An 18,595-nucleotide genomic window follows, 5' to 3' on the forward strand; every position below is an offset into this window, starting at 1 on the left:
TGCTATTTTAGCATATTTGGTACAATGCTTAGATAAAAAATATCTCTAAAATGCTTAAGCGTTTGTTTGCATTGCAGGAAATAATTAAAGGAAATTAAGTGGATAAAATACTACTTATGCTACAGCTTCAATCTAGTCTAAATGAGGCAACCAACGGAGAAGAGTGGACAAAGGGAGTTACAAAAAACAATAAGATTATCAATTGGAAGCGTTGTGTATACATGGAATGCGCTGAGATGATTGACAGCTTTTCTTGGAAACACTGGAAAAATATAGATAAAGAAGCTGACTGGGCTAATTTGCAGATAGAGGTAGTTGATGTCTGGCACTTTATCATGAGTTTGGCAATACAGAACTATGCAAATGCTTATAAAGGTGGTGTTGATGAACTGGCACTTGATATATCAGCACTCTCAAACTTTAACAAGATAGATACTAAAAATGAACTTTTTTCCACTCAGGACATAATCATAGAGACGATTGAGTCTATAATGTTTGATGTTTTAAATAGAGATAATCTTGAATTAGAAAAATTGATAAGCGAGTTTTTTGATTTGGTTGTTATGAGCGGACTTGATTTAGATACTCTTTACAAACTTTATGTTGGTAAAAATATTTTAAATCAATTTAGACAAGACAATGGATACAAAGATGGCTCATATATAAAAGTTTGGGCAGGTGAAGAGGATAATGTTGTTATGAAAAGAGTTTTAGATAAGGGCAGTGACATATCTCCTAGTGAATTATACAAAGAGCTTACAAAGCTTTATATATCGCTAAATAAGAGCTAAATTGGGTAGTGTATTGGAGGTTGAGAATCTCTCTTTTGGATACCAGAGAGATTTTTTACTTTTTGAAAATCTCTCATTTAGTTTAAAAAAGGGGGAGATTAAAGCAATAGTTGGAGCAAGTGGAGCTGGAAAAAGCACACTTTTTGAGCTTATATTAAAAAATCTTCGTCCACAAAGTGGAACCATAAAAAGTTCTTTTTGCTCAGAAGTTTTCCAAGATCCATATAGCTCTTTTCATCCAAGCTATACACTTTTAAATCAGATAAGTGAAGTTGCAAAAACAGATGAGCTTGAGATACATATCAAAAAGTTAAATCTTGATTATGAGCTTCTTTTAAAACTACCACATGAACTCTCAGGTGGACAGCTCCAACGTGCTTCTATCCTTCGTGCGATGCTTATGAAACCAGATTTGCTTCTTTTAGATGAGCCGACATCAGCGCTTGATAATGTTATTCAGTTAGAAGTTATGAGAATGTTTTTAGATAACCTAGAAAATATGGGGATGCTTCTTATAACGCATGATTTGGATTTGGCTAAATGGTGCGCAGATGAGATTATTATGCTCTAAGATAGAGCTTTGCGATATAAAACCCGCCACCTGCCATAAAGATAGAACCAAAAGCATTTAGAGATATATTTGCAAGTGCCATGGCAACTTGACCACTGTTTAGAAGTAAAAAACTCTCAATGGCAAATGTTGAATAAGTTGTTAGAGCACCTAAAATACCAGTGCTTAAAAATGATTTCATATGAAGTGAGAAAATTGTGCTGTACATAAAATAGGCTATAAGTAGTCCCATAATAAAACTGCCCGCAAGATTTACACCAAGAGTTCCAAAAGGAATATCATGAGGCATTTTATGTGATATAACACCGTTTAGATAGGCTCTAAGAACCGCTCCTATAAAGCCTCCGCTACCTATTGCTAGAATTGTTTGCCAACTCATCATCATAAACCTTTTGCATCTTTATTCGTAAATCACTCAACCATTCACTGTCATTTTTATCAGCAACAAATGAGTCTAAATATATAACTTTTATAGAACCAGATTTATAAAAAAACTCTTTTATATTGTAATGTTTTGCAGTCTCTATAAATACAACAGGCTGAACAACAAGAGAGTTTGAATCCGCTAAAAGCTTTGCACCTGATTTAAAAGGCAACATAATACCTTTTGCGGAGCGCGTACCTTCTGGAAACATTGCAATAGCTCTGTTCGTGCTTAATACTTTTTTCGCATCTTTTAAAAGTTTTATAAGAGATGTCTTACTCTCTCTATGAACTGCTATATCTTTTGGAAGTCTAAGCGCCAAACCAAAAAATGGAATGTCAAAAAGCTCTTTTTTTGCAACCCACGCAATGTCTCTTTTTGAGATAGTTTCCATAACTACAATATCTAAATCGCTTTGATGATTTATCAAAAAAAGTTGAGCATTTGGATCCTCTTTTCCAGTGATAGAAGTTCTAAGAAAGATACTTAGCCTAATTAGCCAAGCAGCTAATTTTCGGCTATACGGTTTTGGTAAAATATAAAAGGTTATTATCATTATGGAAAGAGAAGATAGAATTATTATTGTTGCAAAAAGCCAACTAACGTGAGCAAATATCTTCATTTTTTACCCAACCTATTTTTTCGTTACTTAATTGTACTTTTACCCAGCCTTCTACTTCTGCTTCTTTTTGTAGGTTGTACTGAGTTGTTGCCTTTTCAAAAATCGTTCCATTGCTCATTGGAAGAAGATATATTTCTGCTCCCTCTATTATACAAACTTCTTTAGAAGGAAGAGCGATAGATAGGATATAAGCAAGAGGAGCAAAAATAAAAATTAGATATATGTATCTTTTTCTCCATAAAACTACTAAAAAAGCCAAGAAAGCAACTATGGCAGCAACTCCCATTTTAATTATCTCGTTTGATTGATCAGTTGGTTTTAAATCACTCTGCGTGGTAACACTGTCATCACTGACAATAAGTGGAATATTGACAAAAATAAATCTATTTTTTAAAATATTAAAGTATGAAAAAGATAGATTGCTCATGCTTTTACCAACAATAGCATAGTATGTAATTTTATAGTCATTATTTGAGTGCGTTACAGATTCTATACCTTGCTTGAAGACACCATTTAATTTAAGTGCAGAAAGGTCTGAATTTGTAGCAGCAGCTACAAAAACTACTATATTATGCGTTGTGTCATAAGTAGTTGTTTTGTATTCTAAAATATCAAAAGAGTTTGCAATAATATTTGAAAAATCATTTTTAGGATTTAGGGCGATTACGTTTAGCTTCTCTCCCTCTAAAAAAGTTGTTTGATACGCTTTTTCATTAGCATCAATTAGCGATGCTTCAAAGTCAGGAAGTCTTGAGTTTTGAGATGTTGCTATAAAGTGAAATGTATCATAGAAGTATTTTGAATCTTTATCTCTTAAAGGAACAGGATTTAGTATTTTCAACCCCTCTTCATTTGACAATTTATAAGAAATATCTACAAAATCTTTAACTACGCACAGAGCTTTTATCGTTACTGAAAATATCTCTCCATTTAATACTCTTTGAGGGATTTTCTCGTAGTTTAAATATATGACTTTGGAAAGAGTATCTATGTTCTCTTCATAAGGAACATCGACACCGCTAAGTTCTTGTTTTTCTTGCGTAGAGCTAGCATCATCTGGATTAGCAAATAGAGCAGCACAAAAAAAGAGCAATGCCAATAAAAATTTCATCACGCGTTCAAAAATCCTTGAAGCATTTTTATACCATCGTCACTACCTAAAATAGCCTCCATAGCACGTTCAGGATGAGGCATGAGACCAAAAACATTTCTCTCTTTATTGCATACTCCAGCAATTGAGTCGATACTGCCATTTGGGTTTTTCTCATTCCCTTCTTCATCACAATATTTTAAAAGAACTTGGTTGTTTTCATAGAGCTCTTTTAAGCCATTCTCATCAATGTAGTAGTTTCCATCATGATGGGCAATAGGAATATTTACAATATCACCATTGTTGAGTTTTTCTAAAAATATATTCTCATTGTTGATAACTTTTAGATGATGGTGTTTTGAGATAAAGTGCAAAGTCTCGTTTCTCTTTAATGCACCTGGAAGAAGACCAGACTCTGTTAGAACTTGAAAACCATTACAGATTCCTAAAACTTTTCCACCATCCTTGGCATATTTTTTAACAGCAAGCATAACAGGACTAAATTTTGCAATAGCACCGCTTCTTAAGTAGTCGCCATAACTAAAACCACCAGCAACAACCAATAAGTCGGTATCAGATGGAACAGTCTCAGATTTGTGCCAAAGTATTTCAGTATCGGCACCTAGAGATTTAAATGCATGTTGTGCATCATACTCACAATTTGTACCTGGAAACTGTAGTATTGTTACTTTCATTTCACTATCTCGATTGTGTAGTCTTCAATAACAGTATTTGCTAAAAGGTCTTCACACATTCTAGTAGCATCTTCCATTGCTTTTTTCTCATCACTCTCATTTAGATTAAGAATAATCTGTTTTCCAACTCTAACATCGCTAACATTGTCAAAGTGTATAGACTTTAATGCGTGATGAACAGCCTTTCCTTGAGAATCAAGTACACCAGCTTTTAAAAAAACATTTACAACTACTTTCATTACTATTCCTTGAATTTATTTTAATTAACTATTTAGCCAAAATACGGCTTAAAACTTGCTCGTAAGCCACTTTAAGACCGCCTAAACCTTGACGAAATCTATCTTTATCCATCTTCTCGCCACTATCCATATCCCAAAAACGACAATTATCAGGGCTAATCTCATCTATCAGAATAATATTTCCACTGCTGTCTTTACCAAACTCAAGTTTAAAATCAACTAGATTTAGCCCCTTTTGAGCAAAATAAGGCTTTAGTATATCATTTATCTGTCTAGCCATTCTACGAAGTTTATCAAGCTCATCTTGATACTCAACAAGCCCTAAAATAAGTGCATGTTGATCATTTAGTTTTGGGTCTCCAAGCGCATCATCTTTATAATCAAACTCAACTAAGGTAAAAGGAAGAACTGTTCCGTCTTTTATCCCAAGGTTGCGAGTTAGACTTCCAGTTGCAATATTTCTAACGATTACTTCAATAAGGATAACTTTTGTTTTTTTGTGAAGCAGATGATTGTCATCTAGCATCTTTACAAAGTGAGTTTGTATACCATGATTTTCTAGGAGTTTAAAAAGTTCCGTAGATATTTTGTTATTTAGTGCACCTTTTCCAGCTTCACTAGATTTTTTCTCTCCGTTGAATGCAGTCAAATCATCTTTAAACTCTGAAATAAGCAAATTTGCATCATCAGTACTAAATAACTTCTTTGCTTTACCCTCATAAATCAGTTCTCTTTTTTCCATACTATTCTCCTTTTGTGATTATTAATGCTTTTAAGATGTCTATTGCAGTTTTGAGTTGAAGGTCTTTGTTCATCATCTCGTTACTTATAACTAACTTTGAGTCTGGCTCTGGCAGTTGTGTCTCTTGTTCGCCATCAACTTTTTCAAGCTCTTCTTCTAGGTGCTTCTTTAAATCAGCCTCTTTTAGTGCAAACTCATTTTTAGTTGTTTTTACTTCTCCTGGAAAAACTTCAACATCTGGTTTTACTCCAACTGCCTGAATGGTTCTTCCACTTGGAAGGTAGTATCTTGCGATTGTAAGTTTGATTGCTTCTTCATCGGTTATAGGAAGTACAACTTGAACGCTTCCTTTTCCAAAACTGTTTTGACCAACTATAATTCCGCGTTTATGATCTTGAAGCGCTCCACTTACAATCTCGCTAGCACTAGCACTTCCGCCATTTACAAGAACAACAAGAGGCACTTTTGTAAGAGTATTGCTTGATTTTGCACTGTAGCTCTCATCGTCTGCTTTGTTTCTGCCTTTTTGTGAAACTATATCTCCACTGTCAACAAAAATATCTACAAGTCCAACAGCTTGATCAAGTAGTCCGCCAGGGTTATTTCTCAAATCAAGAACAATTCCCTTTGTTGTAGCTTTTTTCTCTTTTATCGCTTTTGCAACATCGCTTACAACTTTTTTATCAAAACTTGTAACTCTTATATACTGGATGTCAGTTCCAACTGATTTTGCATAAACAGACTCAATTGTGATTATTCCTCTTGTTATAGAGATTGCAAGAGGTTTTGTCTCGCTCTCTCTAACAATTGTAAGTTCGATTTTTGTTCCAACTTTGCCACGCATAATTGATACAGCTTCATCAATAGTCATGCTAAGAGTTGATTTTTCATTAATTTTTAAAATAATATCACCAGCTTTTATGCCAGCTTTGTCCGCAGGAGTTCCCTCGATAGGAGCGATTACTGTAAGTGCCCCATCTTTTACGCCGACAGTGATTCCAAGTCCGCCAAACTCGCCGTTTGTTTGAACTTTTAAGTTTTTATAATCTTTTTGTGTTAGATAGTTTGAGTGCGCATCTAGGTTGCTCATCATACCTTCAAGAGCCTTGTCCATTAGCTCCTCAATTGTTACGTTATCAACATTGTATTGTTCAACTATACTTATGACTTTTGTAAACTTAGCCAGAGCTTCGAGTCTTGAAGCCTCTTTACTCTTCTCTTTTTTATCTGTACTTGAAGCAAAAAGATTTGTAGAAAATAAAAGGGCAAGAGCAACTGTTACTGAGGCAAAACCAAGAGTAATTAGTTTTTTGTTTTTCATTATTTATCCTGTGAAATTTAAAAGAGATATTATAGTAAAAAGCTGTTTAAATAACAATTAGAATTGAGTATTGATACGTGGTAATTTCTATTTAAATTATTTTTAATATAATACGAAAATATTAATTATTAGGGGTATATAAATGAGTTCTATAAAAGAATTTTTAGCTGAAGATCATGGTCGTTGTGATGAGCTTTTTGCAAATATGGAAGATGCTGTTGCAAACTCAATTGAGAGCGCAAAAGATGCTTATGAAGAGTTTGCTAAAAATACAGAGAAGCACTTTCAGATGGAAGAGCGTGTAATGTTTTTAGAGTTTGAGAATAAAACTGGTATGACACAAGGGCCAACGGCGATTATGAGACATGAGCATACACAAATGAGAGGCTTGCTTGAAGAGATGCGCAAAGCGATTGAGGCTAAAGATAAAGATAAATTTTTTGGAAACAGTGAAACTTTGATGATTTTAATGCAACAGCACAACATGAAAGAGGAGCAGATGCTATATCCAATGGCACAGCAACACTTAAGTGCTGATGCAGAGCGCATTATAGATATGATGAACTCAATGGTTATTGAGTAGAGAAGAGAAGATATGGATTTTGATGGATTGTCAGTAGACCAAGCACCGCCTATATCTGCGCCACTTAGGTTTTTTCTAACTGCGCCGTTATTCGCTATTTTAGCAGGGATATTGATTCTATTTAGCGATGCAGTAACTCTCTCTAGCAGGTACTCTGTTGAAACGATTGTCATTACACATGCCATAACCATAGGCTTTTTAGGCTTTGTGATGCTTGGTGCGCTTGTTCAAATGTTGCCAGTATTAGCAGGTGTTAGAATAGCAAAAGTGGGTATTGTCTCTAAAATCTCATACGTATTTTTGCTTTTTGGAACTCTTTTTATGATTTTTGGCTTATGGTTTGATATTTCAAAAATCACACTCTTGGCATCATTTTTTCTCCTATGCGGGTTTCTTATACTAATCATCTCAATGCTTCTTGCTTTTAGAGGAGTTGTTCATGTGACTGCTAGTATAAGAGCTATGATAACTGGCCTCTTTTTTGCTCTTATCATAACGCTTATGGGTGCACATCTGTTGGCATCTTATGGAGTTGGAAAATTTTCTGCACTGCACCATGTTTTTGCAAATGTTCATAGCGTATGGGCTATTTTTGGCTTTGCTGGGATTTTAATTATTGGAGTTGCCTTCCATATTTTACCTATGTTTTATGTAGCTCCACGGTTTAAGAGATTTTGTAAAAAAAGTGTTGTTATGCTTATAACAACTGGACTTATTCTTTGGCTATTTTTAAATCTTTTCTTTGACTTTTATTCAACTATCGCCAAAATATGGATAGCGCTCTTTTTTTGGGCATTTGCAACAACTGTGTATCTGAAGTTAAATGCTAGAAGACGAAAAGTCAGTGATGTGACTGTTTGGTACTGGAGAAGTGCTGCTATATTTATGACACTTGGAACCTTTGCGTGGAGCATAAACGATTTTTTAGATGAAAAATATATTGTAATAGTCTCTATCTTAATAGGAGGCGGATTTATATTTTCTATAATGTCTGGGATGCTATATAAAATAGTTCCATTTTTAGTATGGTTCCATCTTAACGCTAAAGGATATATGAGTATACCTACAATGAATGATATGATTGATAAGAGGCTCTCAAAGAGTCAATTTATACTCTTTATACTCTCTTTAATTGGTTTTATTTTATCATTTTTTATACCCTCACTTCTGAGTGTTTTTGCCATTACCTTTATTTTAAGTATGGCTGTTTTAGAGTACAATATCGTATCTGCAGTGCTGATATATTATAAAACACTAAAGAGAAAACCAGACTTTGATATGAGTATGTTTACAATGAAAGCAGAGAATTAAAAGTGAAAAATATAATACTTATAGGTTTTATGGGTGTAGGCAAGGGAAGTATTGCAAGGGAAGTTATAAAACTCTCTGATTATATATCAATAGATACTGATGATTTGATAGAGAGTATGGAAAACAGAGTTGTTAAAAAGATTTTTGAGCAGAGCGGAGAGGCATATTTTCGTAATTTAGAAAAGAAGCTATCTGTATGGCTTGAGAAAAATGTAACAAATACTCTAATCTCAACAGGTGGCGGATTTTTTAAACAAGAGAACCTAAAAGACATAGGTTTAGTTGTTTTTTTAAATTCCCCCTTTGATAAGATAATAAAAAGAATAAAAAATCATCCAAATGCGGTCAAGAAACTTAAAAAAAGACCTCTCTTAAATGATATAAAAAAGGCAAAAGAGCTATATAATGAGCGTTTGCCACAATACGCGGCAGTTGCAGACATAACCATCGATGTGACAGATAAAAGTGCGCTTGATTGCGCAAAAGAACTTCTACAAAAGGTAAAACAGTATGCATAAATTTTTTATTTTTCTTCTGATGGGATTTTTAGTAAATCTTATGGGCTCTGAAATAAAGTGGGCAAAAGATTATAATGAGGGCATAAAAAGCGCACAAGCAGCTTCAAAGCCAGTACTTTTTGTATCATCAAGACACACATGCAAATATTGTGTCGTTTTAGATGAAACAACATTTAAAGATAAGAGAGTTATAGAAGAGCTTAACAAGAACTTTGTCTCAATAATATCTTATAGTGATGAGAATGATTATATGCCTAAAGAGTTATGGCAACCAGGAACACCTGCTATTTGGTTTTTGTACTCAGACTCTGAGCCTATATTTCAGCCACTTATGGGTGCAGTTGATCCAGAAAACTTTTTAAAAGCGTTGGCAATAGTTAGAGAAGAGTTTGCAAAAGGGAAAAAATAAAGCATGATTTTTACAACCTCAAAAAGCAATAGTTTTAAAGCAGAGTTCCAAGAGCTTCTAGGGCGTGGAAAAATGGATATAGCACATGTAAGTGCTACTGTTGGCTCAATTATTGATGATATTAAAAAAAATAAAAACCAAGCATTAAAAGAGCATATTGCTAAGTTTGATAAGTGGACGCCAAAGAGTGATGATGATCTTAAAATATCAACAGACTCAATGAGTAAGGCTTATGATAATCTTGATAAAAATCTAAAGGCTGCTCTGCATCTTTCATACGATAGAATAAAAATTTACCACGAAAAACAAAAACCAAGATCTTGGTTTGATGATGAGCCAAATGGAACAATCCTTGGACAAAGAGTAACCCCAGTTGATAGCGCTGGTTTATATATTCCTGGTGGAAAAGCTGCTTACCCATCTTCTTTGCTTATGAACGTTATCCCCGCTCAAGTAGCTGGTGTAGAAAATATAGTTATCTGTACACCAACGCCAAACAACGAGCCAAATGAGCTTCTTCTTGCTGCTTGTCATCTATGTGGAGTAAGTGAAGTTTATAAAGTTGGTGGGGCTAGTGCGATAGCAGCAATGGCATATGGAACAGAGACTATACCAAAAGTTGATGTTATAACAGGTCCCGGAAATATCTTTGTTGCAACAGCAAAAAAGATGGTTTTTGGTGATGTAAATATAGACATGATAGCAGGACCTAGCGAGATAGGAATTTTAGCAGATGACAGTGCAAATCCTTCGCATATGGCAATTGATATGCTCTCTCAGGCAGAACATGACGAGATGGCAAGTTCTATACTTATAACTCCTTCGCAAAAGTTGGCAGATGCGGTAAAAATAGAACTTGAAAATTGGCTTAAAAAACTCCCTAGAGAAGAGATAGCAAGAGAATCTATAGAAAAGAGAGGGGCAATTATAGTAACATCAGATATGCAAGAAGCTATTGATCTTATGAATGAGATAGCGCCAGAACATCTAGAAGTTGCGACATCTTCCCCTTTTGAATTACTGCCACTTATAAAACATGCAGGAGCAATATTTTTAGGACATAACACACCAGAAGCGATAGGTGATTATATGGCAGGACCAAACCATACACTTCCAACTGGAGGTACAGCTAAGTTTTATTCTCCTCTTGGAGTTGAAAATTTTATGAAAAAAACTTCCATAATCTCATTTAGTGCAAAAGCTATAAAAGAGATTGGAGAAGAGTGCGCATTGATAGCAAATATTGAGGGTTTAAGCGCACATGAACAATCAGTTAGAGTTAGGCTTGGAAAATAAAATTTTCAAAAATTCACAAAAGAGAAAATTATTATAAAATTATCACATTTTTATAACTAATTTAAGCTTTTTATAGATAGTATTCTTACAATAAGAGTTCTTGTGTGTGTAAGAAATAGGGACTTTTTTTTAAAAGATGGGCTATAACAAAATCTTAAAATCTGCCTGCAAATAGGCTATAAGGAGAATATATGCAATTAGGCTTCCTAGTTGATTTACATCTGTGTATGGGATGTAAAGGGTGTGAAATCGCATGTAAAGTGGAAAATGAAGTTCCACTAAGTACATGGAGACTTCGTGTTAAATATGTAGATGTTGGGACTTTTCCAGAGACGAAAAGAACATTTACACCATTAAGATGTAACCATTGTGAGAATGCACCATGTGAGAGAATCTGCCCAGTAAGTGCGCTTCATTATCTTGAAAATGGCATTGTAAATATTGATAAAGAGCGCTGTATTGGTTGTGCAGGTTGTGTAATGGCATGTCCTTATGGAGCTATATATATAGATCCTCAAACACAAACTGCAGATAAGTGTACATATTGTGCTCACCGTGTTGCTTCAAGTATGATGCCTGCATGTGTTGTTGCTTGTCCTGTTCAAGCAAATATTTTTGGAGACTTAGAAGATCCTACTTCAAATATTTCAAAATATATTCAAGTTCACCAAGGTGGAGTTCAAGTTCGTAAACCTGAAAAAGGTACCAACCCTCACCATTACTATGTAGGTGGCGGAAATGTTACACTTAATCCTCTTGCTTCTCATAGAGTTGATGGACATTCACTATTTAATAATATTACAACACTTCCAGTAGGAGGACACCACTAATGGCGGCGCATGAAATCTTAGCAGCAACTAATGCTGTAGTTACATTAGACGTAGCATTACCAGGTATTGTTTGGCCTTGGCTAGTAACAGTAAATATGTGGGCAAAAAGTATAGGTACTGGTGTTATTTTTATGCTATTTATGCTTCTTAGAATGCATCCAGAGTCAGCTAAAAATTTAAGACTTACAACTGCATTGGTTGCTTTTGTATTTATTAATATTTTCTTACTCTTTACGTTGGCTGACTTGCATCAACCATTTAGAATGTGGCATATTTTTGTATACCCACACTGGAGTTCTGCTATAGCGGTTGGTTCATTTATGGCTTCAATGTTCCTTGGTCTTTTAACTCTTCTTTCATTCTTGGCTTTCAAGAAAAATGATGTTTTATTTGACAAAGTTCTTCTTTGGACAACAGTTCTTGCTATTCCAGTTACGCTTTATACAGCATCTTTAATGGCTCAATCTACAGCACGTGAATTATGGCAAATGCCAGCTGAATCTGCTCAGATGATTTTAGCTGCACTTCTTGCAGGTTCTGCAGCCATGATTCTTCTTGGCGGTAATAAGCTCTCAAGTGAAGCTAGAAACACTCTAGGAGTAGTTTTGGGACTTAGTGCTTTAATGGCATTCATAATCTATATGTCAGAGTATATTTTTGGACCAATGAAAGCAGAAGAAATAGCCGCTACAATCGCTTACATTAAAGGTGATGGACCGTACGCTGTTATGTTCTGGATAGGTCAATGGATGACTTTTATCTTACCGATGCTCTTTATTGTGTTAAGTAGAGTTAGTAAGTCTGATGCTATTTTAAAATTAGCAGCAATTTTGGCATTAGTTGGTTTAGCAATTGTTAAACATGTATGGCTAATGATTCCACAATTATTACCAATGAGTTAGGGAGAATATTGAATGTATTTAGAAAGTAGAAGAACATTTTTAAAAGGCGCTGCATTTACTGTAGCGGGTGCAACAATAGCAAAGGGTGTATTTACAACTGATGTTCTTGCTGAATCGGTCAGTAACAGTAAGTTTACAAATACTCCAGACACAATATCATTTTATCCTCCAATGAGTGAATGGAATGATTTTAAAGAGTTAGATGGCGACGACTGGAAAAGAGGCGGTATTGACCGTCATGGTGTAAGAAGTGAGTCAAACCCTGAAGGTATAGAAGTTAATGATTACATGATAATACCTACTGCATGTTCAAACTGTGAGGCTTCTTGTGGTTTGACTGCATGGATTGACAAAAAAACATTTACTGTTAAAAAGTATATGGGTAATCCTTTACATCCAGCTTCACGTGGCCGTAACTGTGCAAAAGGTTATGCTGCCCAGTCACAAATGTATGATCCAGATCGTATAGCATTCCCATTGAAACGTGCTCCAGGTTCTGCACGTGGTGAAGGTAAATGGATTCGTACTACTTGGGACGAAGCTATGACTACTATCGGTAAAAAAATGAGCGATACTATCAAAATAGGCGATGAAGTATCTAAAAAATCTGTAATGTACCATGTTGGTCGTCCAAATGAGAATGGATTTGTTCCAGCTATTTGGCATACACTAGGTTTAGATTCTTACAACTCACATACAAATATATGTTCAGCGAATGGTCGTACACCAACTATTCAATGGGCTAATGATGATAGAACATCGCCAGATTGGGCAAATGCTAAGTTAATTTTTCTAAACTCTTCACATGCTGCTGATGCAGGACACTATTTTCAACAATCTGCATCTTTTATAGCAGATGCAAGACAAAAGGGAGCTAAGCTTGTAGTTATGGATCCTCGTATGTCAAACTCTGCTGGTATGGCAGACCTTTGGATTGCTGCATGGCCAGGAACAGAGCCAGCTGTTTATCTATACCTTACACAGAGAATTCTAAATGAAAATAAAGTCGATAAAGAATTTGTAAAGAAATGGATTAACTGGGAAGTATTTTTAGATAATAAAAAATATTTAGACTTTATGGTTAGCAAAGGATATATCTCTAAGCTTCCAAAAGGCGATCAATTTGAAGACTTTATTGAGGTGTTAAAAGAGTTATACTCTCCATATACGCTTGATTTTGCAGTTAAAGAGACACACGTTCCTGGATATAAACTTGAAGCGCTTTATGATATGTTTATATGGGCTGGTACAGCAATATCTTCATATTTCTGGAGAGCTGCTGCTGCTGGAAATCGTGGTGGATGGATGAGCGGTCGTACAGGTTATTTACCACTTGCTCTTCGTGGTGCTATTGGGCCAGAAGGTGGTACATTCTTCCATCACTGGCACGTAATTTCTGTTGCAGGTAAAGGCGGAAGCTCAACTATAGGACAAGGAAAACGTGGAGTAGATATTCCTAAGATAGATGTATATAATGAGTTGACATGGCCGCCAGAATGGCCAATATCTTCATATGAGTTATCATTCTTATTGCCACATCTTTTAACAGATACAAAATGGCAAAAAAAATGGATAGACAGAGGCTTTAGTGTACCTCAAAAACTATCAGTATATATTCCTCGTATGTATAATCCAGTATGGATTAATCCAGATGGTTTCAGATGGATAGAAGTTCTTAAAGATGAATCTAAAATGGAACTTACAATGAATCTTTCTCCTGTATGGTCTGAGACTAACTGGTATATGGATTACATCCTACCAGTTGGACTAGCAGGTGAGAGACATGACCAACATTCAGAGGCAACAATGCCGGCTCGTTGGACATCTTTCCGTCAGCCAGTTATGAGAGTAGCTTTAGAGAAAATGGGATGGAAGCCTAAAAATCCAAACCGTGCTACACTTGAAGCACATATCAAAGCTGGTCTTGGAGAAGTTTGGGAAGAGAATGAGTTCTGGTTTGATTTATGTGTGAATTATATAGATCCAACTGGTGAGCTTGGCATTAAAAAGATGTGGGAATCAAAGAAAAATCCTGGTAAGCCTGTAACTATATCTGAGTGGTATGATGCAGCATTTGGAGATAACCTACCAAATCTTAAATCAACTGCAATGTCAGATGATAGATATAAAAATGCAGAATACCCTGTGTATGAGTACATGAGAGACCATGGTGCATGGATGGAAGAGAATAATATCTACTCTCCACAAGAGAGAGTGATAAAAGATGACGGTGAAAATTATATTTCACATGGTCATAAGTATGACAAAAAACATGTTCATATAGACAAGAGAACAGGCGTTATGACAGTTGAACATGATGGTAAAAAAACATCAATGGGAATTGAAACTGACGGTGTAAAAATGGAAGGTTTCGCTACAATGGATAAGAAGCTTGACTTCTTCTGTGAGTGGTTGGCAGATGATTGGAAATGGCCAGAATATGCTATTCCATTCTATCCAAGAAATGATCAAGAGAAAAAAGATATGCTTCATATCGTATCGCATGTAAATCACTCTTATATGACTGAGAAAAACTCGTATGCACTAAATACAGTTTTCCGTCTGCCGTATAATATCCATACACGTTCTGCTAACTCAAAGCACCTTATGGAAATTTCTCAAAATCACGATCCAATATGGATTTCAACAGGAGATGCTGCACGTCAAGGATTTAAGCGTGGAGATGCTATCCGTGTTAGAATTGTAGATAGTGTAACTGGATTAGAATCTGGATATTTTGTTGCAATGGCGGTACCGACAGAGGGTGTTCTTCCTGGTACATTAGCGTGTTCACACCATGGTGGTCGATGGAAGTTAATTAACTCAGTAACTATTCCAAATGGTGTAACAGATGGAAAAGTTGATTCTCAGCCAGTATTAAGAAATATGAATGATCCTAAATTTATGGCACACTCTCCTGAAAATGTAGGTAGAGATGGCGCTCAAATTAAAATTGAAGATTACAGCGGAAAGGGTGGTATAAATAGTTTTGGTGTACCAACTGCTGAACTTCAAATGGATGGAAAAGAGGGCAAATTAAAGTATATTGAGGGCATTAAGCCATTTAAAGCTGAAAGATTTGCTGAGTACAATAAAGATAGTGGAAATATCTGGTGGGATGGGCTTAGTGGTTCATGGCAAAATGCTGTTGCTGCTCCACATCCAGACCCTATTTCAGGTATGCATTGTTGGCACCAAAAAGTTATTTTAGAGCCATCACAAGCAGGCGATAAGATAGGCGATATCTATGTTAATTATGATAACAACTTCAAGATATACGAAGGCTGGAGAGATCAACTAACACGTGGGTTAGATGAAAATTCTACACTTCGTCGTCCAGAGCATATTAAGCGTCCTTGGGTACCTTTATCTCATAAAGCATACGTTGTTAAAATAAATAAATAACATCTAGTAGTTATAAAATAGGAGTTCCTATTTTATAACATATTGGTTTATTTAGCTAACCACATCCTAATCCATAATCCAAAAGTACTTGTATATCCTACATCACTATAAAATATCGCTCTATCTTTATCATAAATAATTGTTGTTGGAAAAATTGATATATTAAACATTTTTGCCAAAGAGCCTTCCTCATCACTTACAACTTTAAATGTCAAATTACGATTATCTAGATATTTTTTAATATCTTTATTATCCCCAGAATTAGTAGCAATAGTGATTACATTAAAGTATTTAGAAATAGTTTCTATATTAGCAGCTTCTGCCTTGCAAGTAGGGCACCATGTAGCCCAAAAATGCACTAAAATAGGCTTGTTGTTCTCTGGTACATAAGTAGTCCCGTCTATTAAATGAAAGCTGCTTACACTCATTGGCTCTTGATTTAAGTTATTGCTTCTATATAAACTCAAAGCATTAGCAAAAATAGTGATAAATATTAAAAAAATAAAAATTTCTTTCATGTAATGCGCTATCTTTTTTTTCATAGTAAACCAACTTTTTATTTATTTTAACACTAAAGTAACCATTAATTGATAATATTTTAAAAATAGAGGAGTTTAAAATGAGTAAAATAATTTTTTCAATAGTATTTGGAGTGTTATTAATTGGATGTAGTTCTCAAAAAGAGGTGGTGTCTAAATCTAGTATGTTTCAAAGTGTTTCAAGCGATGAAGTAGTTCATCTTAGTAAAGAAAAAGATAAGAATTCTTGCCCACGTTGTGGGATGGATTTAACAAAATACTATAAAACAAGTCATGCAGCATATCTTGACGACAAAGTGTATCAATATTGTTCAATTCACTGTTTACAGGATCACTTACATGAGGGTATATCATTAAAAAATCCTCAGGTTGTAGATATAAAAAGTTTAAAATTTATTGGTGTTGACAAGGCTTATTATGTTGTAGGTAGCAGCGTTAAGGGAACAATGAGCAGAGTTAGTAAATATGCTTTCTCAAATAAGGAAGATGCAGAAAATTTTCAAAAAAAATATGGTGGAGAGATTATGGATTTTTATAAAGCTTTAGAAGTAGCAGCAAAAGATTTTAAAGAGCGAAGATAAAAAACTCTTCTCTCTTGTATGCTTTAAATCATAATACCTTTAATTGTAAAAAATAACATACCAGCTAAAATAGCAGCAACAGGAACTGTAATTAGCCAAGCCGCAACAATTTTTTTGATTGCGTCTCTGCGAACATATTGAACTTTCTTAGCTTTTTTAATATTTTTCTTTGTTGATTTTATAATCTTTTTTTCATTCTCGATAAGTTTATAAAGATCTACTATTCTTGTATAGTCAGACTGCGCTTTATCATCTTTGTCTTGTAATACTTTGAGCTCATGCTTGTATGCATTTTTATTCAGTTCTTCATCTTTAATTATTAGTGTATCTTCTTCTATTGTATGATTATTTTCATCTTTTATATGTAACCACTCTCTTAAAAATCCGACACCAAATATCCCACCTATTGCAATGTGTGTTGAGCTAACAGGAAGCCCTAATTGGGAAGCTAAAATAACAGTCAGTGAAGCAGACATTGCTATTGAAAATGCTCTTATTTGATCTAGGTCCGTTATCTCACTACCAACTGTTTTAATCAGCTTAGGACCATAAAGCGCAAGGCCAATTGCTATACCAAACGCACCAACACCCATAACCCAAAGAGGAATTGAAGCGCTAGAAGATACACCACCGTTTACTACAGCATCATTAATAGCAGCTAATGGACCAATTGCATTTGCTACATCATTAGCGCCATGAGCAAAACTAAGTAGAGCTGCAGCAAAAATAAGTGGTATTGTAAATAAGGTATTTACAGACGCTTTTGTATTTTCTAAAGCTGTTACACCAGAATATAGCCTTTTTTTAACAAAAATATATACAAATATTGCAATAATAAAACCGATAACTAGTGCAGTTGAAAAAGCTGGTTTCTTTGTAACCTCTAAAGAAATAAAAGGAAGAATATTTAAGAGCTCAATTATTTTAGGCCATATATGCTTTACTCCTTTGAGTATTATATATGTAACAAATGCTAATGACATGATTGATACAAATAGTGGAACATATTTTTTAGCAGCTTCAACTTTGTCATCTTTAAAAACAATTGATTTTTTTATTGCAAAAAGAAAAGCAGCTGCAATAATTCCACCAAGAACTGGTGAAACGATCCATGAAGCAACGATGCTGAGCATGGTTGTCCAATTTACTACATCAAAGCCTGCTGCAGCAATTCCAGCGCCCATTACGCCACCAACAATTGAGTGTGTTGTTGAGACGGGGGCTCTCATCATTGTTGCAAAGTTAAGCCAAAGGGCTGCTGCTAGAAGAGCTGCCATCATAGCCCAAATAAATTGATCAGGATTTCCATTAAAAGCAGATATATCTATAATTCCATTTTTAATTGTTTTAACAACTTCTCCACCAGCAATTAACGCACCAGAAGCTTCAAAAACTGCAGCAATAATAATTGCTGCAGTAAGTGTTAACGCTTTAGAGCCAACTGCTGGTCCTACATTGTTGGCAACATCATTGGCTCCTATATTCATAGCCATATAGGCACCAATTAGCGCTGCAACTGCAAGAAACATACTGTTTGAAATTCCACCGTTGCTTAAAAACGTAAATGTCAAAACACCAATCATAAAAAATATAGCAAACCCAAGTCTTGTAAAATCAGTTGCACTTCTTTTTAACGCTTTTTTTTGAAGCCTATCGATAGTCTTAAATTCCATTTAACGCCTTTAGTTGTATTGGCATGATTGTATTCAAATAATAATTATAGATT

20 protein-coding genes are annotated in these 18,595 nt (G+C 34.9%); 11 read left to right on the forward strand and 9 right to left on the reverse strand.

The features are described 5' to 3' along the window. The first annotated feature begins 98 nt into the window (after positions 1–98). Positions 99–791, forward strand: coding sequence for a dUTP diphosphatase (locus AC6H33_RS02305; protein WP_497605361.1), 693 nt, complete (start codon positions 99–101; stop codon positions 789–791). A gap of 1 nt (position 792) precedes the next feature. Further along, positions 793–1,362: an ATP-binding cassette domain-containing protein gene (locus AC6H33_RS02310; protein WP_497605362.1), complete on the forward strand. Its 570-nt coding sequence runs from the start codon at positions 793–795 to the stop codon at positions 1,360–1,362. On the opposite strand, the gene crcB is transcribed toward AC6H33_RS02310, so the two are convergent. From crcB to AC6H33_RS02345, 7 genes are read right to left on the reverse strand one after another with little or no spacing between them, the layout of a single operon-like run. Continuing rightward, a complete protein-coding gene (gene crcB / locus AC6H33_RS02315; RefSeq protein ID WP_497605974.1) occupies positions 1,352–1,741 on the reverse strand; it encodes a fluoride efflux transporter CrcB in 390 nt (129 codons plus the stop codon). The genes AC6H33_RS02310 and crcB overlap by 11 nt on opposite strands. After that, positions 1,710–2,408, reverse strand: coding sequence for a lysophospholipid acyltransferase family protein (locus AC6H33_RS02320; protein WP_497605363.1), 699 nt, complete (start codon positions 2,406–2,408; stop codon positions 1,710–1,712). The genes crcB and AC6H33_RS02320 overlap by 32 nt, the downstream gene beginning before the upstream one ends. Beyond that, positions 2,386–3,519 carry a hypothetical protein gene (locus AC6H33_RS02325; RefSeq protein WP_497605364.1) on the reverse strand — a complete coding sequence of 378 codons (1,134 nt, stop codon included), beginning with the start codon at positions 3,517–3,519 and terminating at the stop codon, positions 2,386–2,388. Before AC6H33_RS02325 ends, AC6H33_RS02320 begins: the two co-directional genes overlap by 23 nt. After that, positions 3,519–4,193 carry a phosphoribosylformylglycinamidine synthase subunit PurQ gene (gene purQ / locus AC6H33_RS02330; protein ID WP_497605365.1) on the reverse strand — a complete coding sequence of 225 codons (675 nt, stop codon included), beginning with the start codon at positions 4,191–4,193 and terminating at the stop codon, positions 3,519–3,521. Before purQ ends, AC6H33_RS02325 begins: the two co-directional genes overlap by 1 nt. Beyond that, the gene (gene purS, locus AC6H33_RS02335; RefSeq protein ID WP_497605366.1) at positions 4,190–4,432 is read right to left on the reverse strand and encodes a phosphoribosylformylglycinamidine synthase subunit PurS; all 243 of its coding nucleotides are present in this window, start codon (positions 4,430–4,432) and stop codon (positions 4,190–4,192) included. The genes purQ and purS overlap by 4 nt, the downstream gene beginning before the upstream one ends. Positions 4,433–4,460: 28 nt before the next feature. Next, positions 4,461–5,174, reverse strand: a complete 714-nt coding sequence (gene purC / locus AC6H33_RS02340) for a phosphoribosylaminoimidazolesuccinocarboxamide synthase (protein ID WP_497605367.1) — start codon at positions 5,172–5,174, stop codon at positions 4,461–4,463. Between the two features lies 1 nt (position 5,175). Continuing rightward, positions 5,176–6,495 carry a S41 family peptidase gene (locus tag AC6H33_RS02345; RefSeq protein ID WP_497605368.1) on the reverse strand — a complete coding sequence of 440 codons (1,320 nt, stop codon included), beginning with the start codon at positions 6,493–6,495 and terminating at the stop codon, positions 5,176–5,178. A 142-nt stretch (positions 6,496–6,637) separates the two neighbouring features. Between AC6H33_RS02345 and AC6H33_RS02350 the strand changes: the two genes are divergently transcribed. The 8 genes from AC6H33_RS02350 (at position 6,638) to AC6H33_RS02385 (ending at position 15,749) form a co-directional block, all read left to right on the forward strand. Next, positions 6,638–7,078, forward strand: a complete 441-nt coding sequence (locus AC6H33_RS02350) for a hemerythrin domain-containing protein (RefSeq protein WP_497605369.1) — start codon at positions 6,638–6,640, stop codon at positions 7,076–7,078. 12 nt (positions 7,079–7,090) lie between these two features. Beyond that, a complete protein-coding gene (locus AC6H33_RS02355) occupies positions 7,091–8,389 on the forward strand; it encodes a hypothetical protein (RefSeq protein ID WP_497605370.1) in 1,299 nt (432 codons plus the stop codon). Positions 8,390–8,391: 2 nt separating this feature from the next. Beyond that, the gene (locus tag AC6H33_RS02360) at positions 8,392–8,907 is read left to right on the forward strand and encodes a shikimate kinase (RefSeq protein ID WP_497605371.1); all 516 of its coding nucleotides are present in this window, start codon (positions 8,392–8,394) and stop codon (positions 8,905–8,907) included. Continuing rightward, entirely contained in the window at positions 8,900–9,316 is a 417-nt protein-coding gene (locus tag AC6H33_RS02365) for a thioredoxin family protein (RefSeq protein ID WP_497605372.1), read from the forward strand. The genes AC6H33_RS02360 and AC6H33_RS02365 overlap by 8 nt, the downstream gene beginning before the upstream one ends. Positions 9,317–9,319: 3 nt before the next feature. Further along, positions 9,320–10,612 (forward strand): histidinol dehydrogenase, encoded by a 1,293-nt coding sequence (gene hisD, locus AC6H33_RS02370; RefSeq protein WP_497605373.1) that lies wholly within the window; start codon positions 9,320–9,322, stop codon positions 10,610–10,612. A gap of 191 nt (positions 10,613–10,803) precedes the next feature. Then, on the forward strand, positions 10,804–11,442 hold the full coding sequence (locus AC6H33_RS02375; protein ID WP_497605374.1) for a 4Fe-4S dicluster domain-containing protein: 639 nt from the start codon (positions 10,804–10,806) through the stop codon (positions 11,440–11,442). After that, positions 11,442–12,344 carry an NrfD/PsrC family molybdoenzyme membrane anchor subunit gene (nrfD, locus tag AC6H33_RS02380; RefSeq protein ID WP_497605375.1) on the forward strand — a complete coding sequence of 301 codons (903 nt, stop codon included), beginning with the start codon at positions 11,442–11,444 and terminating at the stop codon, positions 12,342–12,344. Before AC6H33_RS02375 ends, nrfD begins: the two co-directional genes overlap by 1 nt. Positions 12,345–12,356: 12 nt before the next feature. Next, entirely contained in the window at positions 12,357–15,749 is a 3,393-nt protein-coding gene (locus AC6H33_RS02385) for a molybdopterin-dependent oxidoreductase (RefSeq protein WP_497605376.1), read from the forward strand. Between the two features lie 47 nt (positions 15,750–15,796). Here AC6H33_RS02385 and AC6H33_RS02390 read toward each other — a convergent pair whose 3' ends face one another. Next, positions 15,797–16,291 (reverse strand): redoxin family protein, encoded by a 495-nt coding sequence (locus tag AC6H33_RS02390; protein ID WP_497605377.1) that lies wholly within the window; start codon positions 16,289–16,291, stop codon positions 15,797–15,799. Between the two features lie 77 nt (positions 16,292–16,368). Between AC6H33_RS02390 and AC6H33_RS02395 the strand changes: the two genes are divergently transcribed. Continuing rightward, positions 16,369–16,869: a nitrous oxide reductase accessory protein NosL gene (locus tag AC6H33_RS02395; RefSeq protein ID WP_497605378.1), complete on the forward strand. Its 501-nt coding sequence runs from the start codon at positions 16,369–16,371 to the stop codon at positions 16,867–16,869. A 23-nt stretch (positions 16,870–16,892) separates the two neighbouring features. On the opposite strand, the gene AC6H33_RS02400 is transcribed toward AC6H33_RS02395, so the two are convergent. Further along, positions 16,893–18,542: an inorganic phosphate transporter gene (locus AC6H33_RS02400; protein ID WP_497605379.1), complete on the reverse strand. Its 1,650-nt coding sequence runs from the start codon at positions 18,540–18,542 to the stop codon at positions 16,893–16,895. Between the last annotated feature and the right edge of the window lie 53 nt (positions 18,543–18,595).

Source organism: Sulfurimonas limnophila, assembly GCF_059705345.1.

What these genes read in the sequence shown, in the direction of transcription:
- AC6H33_RS02345 (WP_497605368.1), bottom strand. Translation starts at nt 6,495, where the DNA reads ATGAAAAACAAAAAACTAATTACTCTTGGTTTTGCCTCAGTAACAGTT.
- AC6H33_RS02400 (WP_497605379.1), bottom strand. Translation starts at nt 18,542, where the DNA reads ATGGAATTTAAGACTATCGATAGGCTTCAAAAAAAAGCGTTAAAAAGA.
- crcB (WP_497605974.1), bottom strand. Translation starts at nt 1,741, where the DNA reads ATGAGTTGGCAAACAATTCTAGCAATAGGTAGCGGAGGCTTTATAGGA.
- AC6H33_RS02390 (WP_497605377.1), bottom strand. Translation starts at nt 16,291, where the DNA reads ATGAAAAAAAAGATAGCGCATTACATGAAAGAAATTTTTATTTTTTTA.
- AC6H33_RS02365 (WP_497605372.1), top strand. Translation starts at nt 8,900, where the DNA reads ATGCATAAATTTTTTATTTTTCTTCTGATGGGATTTTTAGTAAATCTT.
- purS (WP_497605366.1), bottom strand. Translation starts at nt 4,432, where the DNA reads ATGAAAGTAGTTGTAAATGTTTTTTTAAAAGCTGGTGTACTTGATTCT.
- nrfD (WP_497605375.1), top strand. Translation starts at nt 11,442, where the DNA reads ATGGCGGCGCATGAAATCTTAGCAGCAACTAATGCTGTAGTTACATTA.
- AC6H33_RS02320 (WP_497605363.1), bottom strand. Translation starts at nt 2,408, where the DNA reads ATGAAGATATTTGCTCACGTTAGTTGGCTTTTTGCAACAATAATAATT.
- AC6H33_RS02375 (WP_497605374.1), top strand. Translation starts at nt 10,804, where the DNA reads ATGCAATTAGGCTTCCTAGTTGATTTACATCTGTGTATGGGATGTAAA.
- purC (WP_497605367.1), bottom strand. Translation starts at nt 5,174, where the DNA reads ATGGAAAAAAGAGAACTGATTTATGAGGGTAAAGCAAAGAAGTTATTT.
- purQ (WP_497605365.1), bottom strand. Translation starts at nt 4,193, where the DNA reads ATGAAAGTAACAATACTACAGTTTCCAGGTACAAATTGTGAGTATGAT.
- AC6H33_RS02395 (WP_497605378.1), top strand. Translation starts at nt 16,369, where the DNA reads ATGAGTAAAATAATTTTTTCAATAGTATTTGGAGTGTTATTAATTGGA.
- hisD (WP_497605373.1), top strand. Translation starts at nt 9,320, where the DNA reads ATGATTTTTACAACCTCAAAAAGCAATAGTTTTAAAGCAGAGTTCCAA.
- AC6H33_RS02385 (WP_497605376.1), top strand. Translation starts at nt 12,357, where the DNA reads ATGTATTTAGAAAGTAGAAGAACATTTTTAAAAGGCGCTGCATTTACT.
- AC6H33_RS02355 (WP_497605370.1), top strand. Translation starts at nt 7,091, where the DNA reads ATGGATTTTGATGGATTGTCAGTAGACCAAGCACCGCCTATATCTGCG.
- AC6H33_RS02325 (WP_497605364.1), bottom strand. Translation starts at nt 3,519, where the DNA reads ATGAAATTTTTATTGGCATTGCTCTTTTTTTGTGCTGCTCTATTTGCT.
- AC6H33_RS02350 (WP_497605369.1), top strand. Translation starts at nt 6,638, where the DNA reads ATGAGTTCTATAAAAGAATTTTTAGCTGAAGATCATGGTCGTTGTGAT.